The sequence below is a fragment of the Mycobacterium sp. TH-M82 genome, from assembly GCF_057473605.1.
In genome coordinates, this window is record NZ_JBYCKY010000622.1 from 1 (window position 1) to 5,346 (window position 5,346).

Consider the following 5,346-nt stretch of genomic DNA (forward strand, 5'->3'; position numbering starts at 1 on the left):
CGCGCCGCCGCCGTCGCGACATCACCATGACCGCACCGGCGGACATGCGGCCGTTCGCGGTGGTGTCCGGCGACCACAACCCGATCCACACCGACCGGGCCGCCGCGTTGCTGGCCGGCCTGGAATCGCCGATCGTACATGGCATGTGGCTATCGGCGGCTGCCCAGCACGTCGTCACCGGTACCGACGGCCAGGCCCGCCCACCCGCGCGGCTGATCGGCTGGACCGCACGCTTCCTAGGCATGGTGCGCCGCGGCGACGAGATCGACTTCCGCGTCGATCGAATCGGAATCGACTTGGGTGCTGATGTTTTGGAGGTCACGGCCCGCGTTGGATCAGACCTGGTGATGTCGGCGACTGCCCGGCTGGCCGCGCCCAAGACCGTCTACGCCTTCCCGGGGCAGGGCATTCAGCGCCCGCGCATGGGCATGGAGGTCCGCGCCCGCTCCAAGGCCGCCCGCAAGGTGTGGGACGCCGCGGACAAGTTCACCCGCGACGCACTGGGCTTCTCGGTGCTGCATGTGGTGCGCGACAACCCGACCAGCCTGATCGCGTGCGGGGTGCACTACCACCACCCCGACGGTGTGCTGTACCTGACCCAGTTCACCCAGGTCGCCATGGCGACGGTGGCCGCCGCCCAGGTCGCCGAGATGCGGGAAGCCGGTGCGTTCGTCGAGGACGCCATCGCCTGCGGACACTCGGTCGGCGAGTACACCGCGCTGGCTTGCGTCAGCGGCATCTTCGAACTCGAGGCCCTGCTGGAGGCGGTGTTTCGGCGCGGATCGAGCATGCACGATATCGTGCCGCGCGACGCGCAGGGGCGCTCCAACTACCGGCTGGCCGCCATCCGGCCGTCGCAGATCGACCTCGACGACGCCGACGTCACGGCTTTCGTCGCCGAGATCGCCGAACGGACCGGCGAGTTTTTGCAGATCGTGAACTTCAACCTGCGCGGTGCGCAGTACGCGGTCGCCGGCACTGTGCGCGGTCTGGAAGAACTCGAAGCCGAGGTCGCGCGGCGACGCGAACTCACCGGCGGTCGGCGCGCGTTCATCTACGTGCCCGGTATCGACGTGCCGTTCCATTCGCGGGTGCTGCGGGTCGGGGTCGACGAATTCCGCCGCTCGCTGGATCGGGTCATCCCGCACGACCAGGATCCCGACCTGATCGTCGGCCGCTACATCCCCAACCTGGTGCCCCGGCCGTTCAGCCTGGACCGCGACTTCATCGCCGAGATTCGCGATCTGGTGCCCGCCGAACCGCTCGACGAGATCCTCGCCGACTACGACACCTGGCGCGCCGAGAAACCGCGCGCGCTGTGCCGCACGGTCGTCATCGAACTGCTGGCCTGGCAGTTCGCCAGCCCGGTGCGCTGGATCGAGACCCAGGACCTGCTGTTCACCGAGGAGGCCGCCGGCGGCCTGGGCGTGGAGCGGTTCGTCGAGATCGGGGTGAAGTCCGCGCCGACGGTCGCCGGGCTGGCCACCAACACCCTCAAGTTGCCCGAATATGCTCACAGCACAGTGGAAGTGCTCAACTGCGAACGCGACGCGGCAGTGTTGTTCGCCACCGACACCGACCCGGAGCCCGAGGAAGACGGCGGGGTTGCGGAGGATTCCGAGGCGGCCGCGCCGGAGCCCGCGCCCGTGTCTGATGTCGTCGCTGCCGTCGCTCCGGCTAGCGCCGGAGCTCCGTCAGGCACTCCGGAAGACCTGACGTTCGACGCCGCCGACGCCACCCTTGCGTTGATCGCGCTGTCGGCAAAGATGCGTATCGACCAGATCGAGGCACTGGACTCCATCGAATCGATCACCGACGGTGCGTCGTCGCGGCGCAACCAGCTGTTGGTTGACCTGGGCACGGAGCTGAACCTGGGCGCCATCGACGGCGCCGCCGAAGCCGACCTGGCCGGGTTGCGTGCCCAGGTGACCAAGCTGGCGCGCACCTACAAACCGTTCGGCCCGGTGCTGGCCGACGCTATCAGCGACCAACTGCGCGCCGTCCTCGGTCCGTCAGGAAAGCGGCCGGCCGCCGTCGCCCAGCGAGTGAAAAAGGTCTGGGGGCTCGGCGACGGATGGGCCAAGCACGTCACCGTCGAGGTAGCGCTGGGTACCCGGGAGGGCAGCAGCGTCCGGGGTGGTGCCCTGGGCGGGCTGCACGAGGGTGCGCTGGGCGACGCCGCCGCCGTCGACCGGGTCGTGGATCATGCTGTCAGTGTTGTCGCCGCGAGACATGGTGTGGCCGTGAGCCTGCCGTCGTCCGGGGGCGGTGGGGCAACCGTCGACGCCGCCGCGCTGGGTGAGTTCGCCGAACAGATCACCGGTCGCGACGGAGTGCTGGCTTCGGCGGCCCGGCTGGTGCTGAACCAGCTCGGCCTCGACGACCCGGGCACCACGCCCGAGGCCGCCACCGACGGCGAACTGATCGACCTGGTCGCAACCGAACTGGGCGCGGACTGGCCGCGCCTGGTGGCACCGGTGTTCGACGCCCGCAGGGTGGTGTTGTTCGACGACCGGTGGGCCAGCGCGCGCGAGGACCTGGTCAAACTCTGGCTGACCGACGAGGGCGACATCGACGCCGACTGGCAGCGGCTCTCCGAACGCTTCGAAGGCACGGGACATGCGGTTGCCGCCCAAGCGAATTGGTGGCAGGGCCGGGCGCTGGTGGACCGCAGGGCCATCCATGCATCGCTGTACGGGCGGATCGCCGCCGGTGCGGAAAACCCCGGCCGGGGACGCTACAGCGACGAGGTCGCGGTGGTGACCGGTGCGTCGAAGGGTTCGATCGCCGCGTCGGTGGTCGGGCAACTGCTCGACGGCGGCGCCACCGTCGTCGCCACCACCTCTCGGCTTGACGACGAACGGCTGGGCTTCTACCGCACCCTGTATCGCGACCACGCCCGGTTCGGTGCGGTGCTGTGGGTGGCGCCGGCCAACCTGGCCTCCTACTCCGACATCGACGCGCTGATCGAGTGGGTAGGCAGTGAGCAGACTGAAAGCCTTGGGCCGCAGCCAATTCACGTCAAGGACGCACAAGTCCCCACGCTGCTGTTCCCGTTCGCCGCGCCACGGGTGGCAGGCGATCTCTTAGAAGCGGGTGCGCGCTCGGAGATGGAGATGAAGGTGCTGCTGTGGGCGGTGCAGCGGCTGATCGGCGGTTTGTCGGCGATCGGCGCCGAACACGACATCGCCTCGCGGCTGCACGTGGTGCTGCCGGGATCGCCCAACCGCGGCATGTTCGGCGGGGACGGCGCCTACGGCGAAGCCAAATCGGCGCTCGAGGCGGTAGTGACCCGATGGCACGCCGAACCGTCGTGGGCGGCGCGGGTTGGCCTGACCCATGCGCTGATCGGGTGGACCCGCGGCACCGGGCTGATGGGCCACAACGACGGCGTCGTCGCTGCAGTCGAAGAGGCGGGAGTGACAACATATTCCACCGACCAGATGGCCACCATGCTGCTGGGCCTGTGCGACGCGGAGTCCAAGGTGGCCGCCGCGCACGCGCCGATCACCGCCGACCTGACCGGCGGGCTGGCCGACGCCGGCCTGGACCTGGCCGAGTTGGCCGCCTCGCAGAAGGCCGCAGCTCGCGACGAGATGTCGGCCGAGCGCGCCGCCGGCGGCACTATCGCCGCGCTGCCGTCGCCGCCGCGGGGTTACACCCAGGCCCCGCCCCCGGCCTGGCACGACCTTGACGTCGATCCGGCGGATCTGGTGGTCATCGTCGGCGGCGCCGAACTCGGCCCGCTGGGCTCAGCACGCACCCGCTTCGAAATGGAAGTCGACAACGAGCTGTCCGCCGCCGGCGTGCTGGAGCTGGCCTGGACCACCGGGCTGATCCGCTGGGAGGACGACCCGCAGCCGGGCTGGTACGACACCGAATCCGGGGAGCTGGTCGACGAGGCCGAGCTGGTCGAGCGCTACCACGACACCGTGTTGGAGAGAGTGGGAATTCGCGAGTTCGTCGACGACGGCGCGATGGACCCCGACCACGCCTCGCCGCTTCTGGTCAGCGTCTTTTTGGACCAGGACTTCTCGTTTGCGGTTTCGAGCGAGACCGAAGCCCGGGAATTCGTGCGGTTCGACCCCGAGCACACCGTGGCTCGCCCGGTGCCGGGTTCCACCGATTGGCAGGTGACCCGCAAGGCCGGCACCGAGATTCGGGTGCCGCGTAAGACCAAGCTGTCGCGCACCGTGGGTGCCCAGATCCCGACCGGGTTCGACCCGACGGTGTGGGGGATCAGCGCCGACATGGCGACCTCCATCGACCGGGTGGCGCTGTGGAACATCGTCGCGACCGTCGACGCGTTCCTGTCGGCCGGGTTCACCCCGGGCGAGCTGATGCGCTGGGTGCACCCCAGCCTGGTGGCCAGCACCCAGGGCACCGGCATGGGCGGTATGACCTCGATGCAGACCATGTACCACGGCAACCTGCTCGGCCGGAGCAAGCCGAACGACATCCTGCAGGAGGTACTGCCGAATGTCGTTGCCGCGCACGTGATTCAAAGCTATGTCGGTAGCTACGGCGCGATGATCCATCCGGTCGGCGCCTGCGCGACCGCGGCGGTCTCGGTCGAGGAGGGGGTCGACAAGATCCGGCTGGGCAAAGCCGAGCTGGTGGTCGCCGGCGGGTTCGACGATTTGACGCTGGAGGCCGTCATCGGCTTCGGCGACATGGCCGCCACCGCCGACACCGAGATGATGCGGGCCAAGGGCATCTCCGACGCGAGATTCTCCCGCGCCAACGACCGGCGCCGGCTGGGCTTCGTCGAAGCCCAGGGCGGTGGCACCATCCTGCTGGCCCGCGGCGACCTGGCCGCCAAGATGGGCCTGCCGGTGCTGGCGGTGGTGGCCTACGCGCAGAGTTTCGCCGACGGGGTGCACACCTCGATCCCGGCCCCCGGTCTGGGCGCGCTCGGCGCCGGCCGCGGCGGCCGGGACTCGGCGCTGGCCCGCTCGCTGGCCGCCCTCGGCGTGGGAGCCGACGACATCGCGGTGATCTCCAAGCACGACACCTCGACGCTGGCCAACGACCCCAACGAGACCGAGCTGCACGAAAGATTGGCGGCCGCGCTTGGTCGTTCAGACGGCGCGCCGCTGTTCGTGGTGAGCCAGAAGAGCCTGACCGGTCACGCCAAGGGCGGAGCGGCGGTCTTCCAGCTGATCGGAATGTGCCAGATGCTGCGCGACGGCGTCATTCCGCCCAACCGCAGCCTGGACTGCGTCGATGACGAGCTAGCCACCTCGCGGCACTTCGTGTGGGTTCGTGACACGCTGCGGCTCGCCGGGTTGTTCCCGCTGAAGGCCGGGCTGGTGACCAGCCTCGGGTTCGGCCACGTGTCGGGTC

At 69.6% G+C, this 5,346-nt stretch carries 1 protein-coding gene; it reads left to right on the top strand.

What is annotated here, in order from left to right:
* Nucleotides 1–5,346 (top strand): acyltransferase domain-containing protein (locus AC2VON_RS18360; protein ID WP_486954236.1); only part of this gene is annotated, 5,346 nt, incomplete at both ends.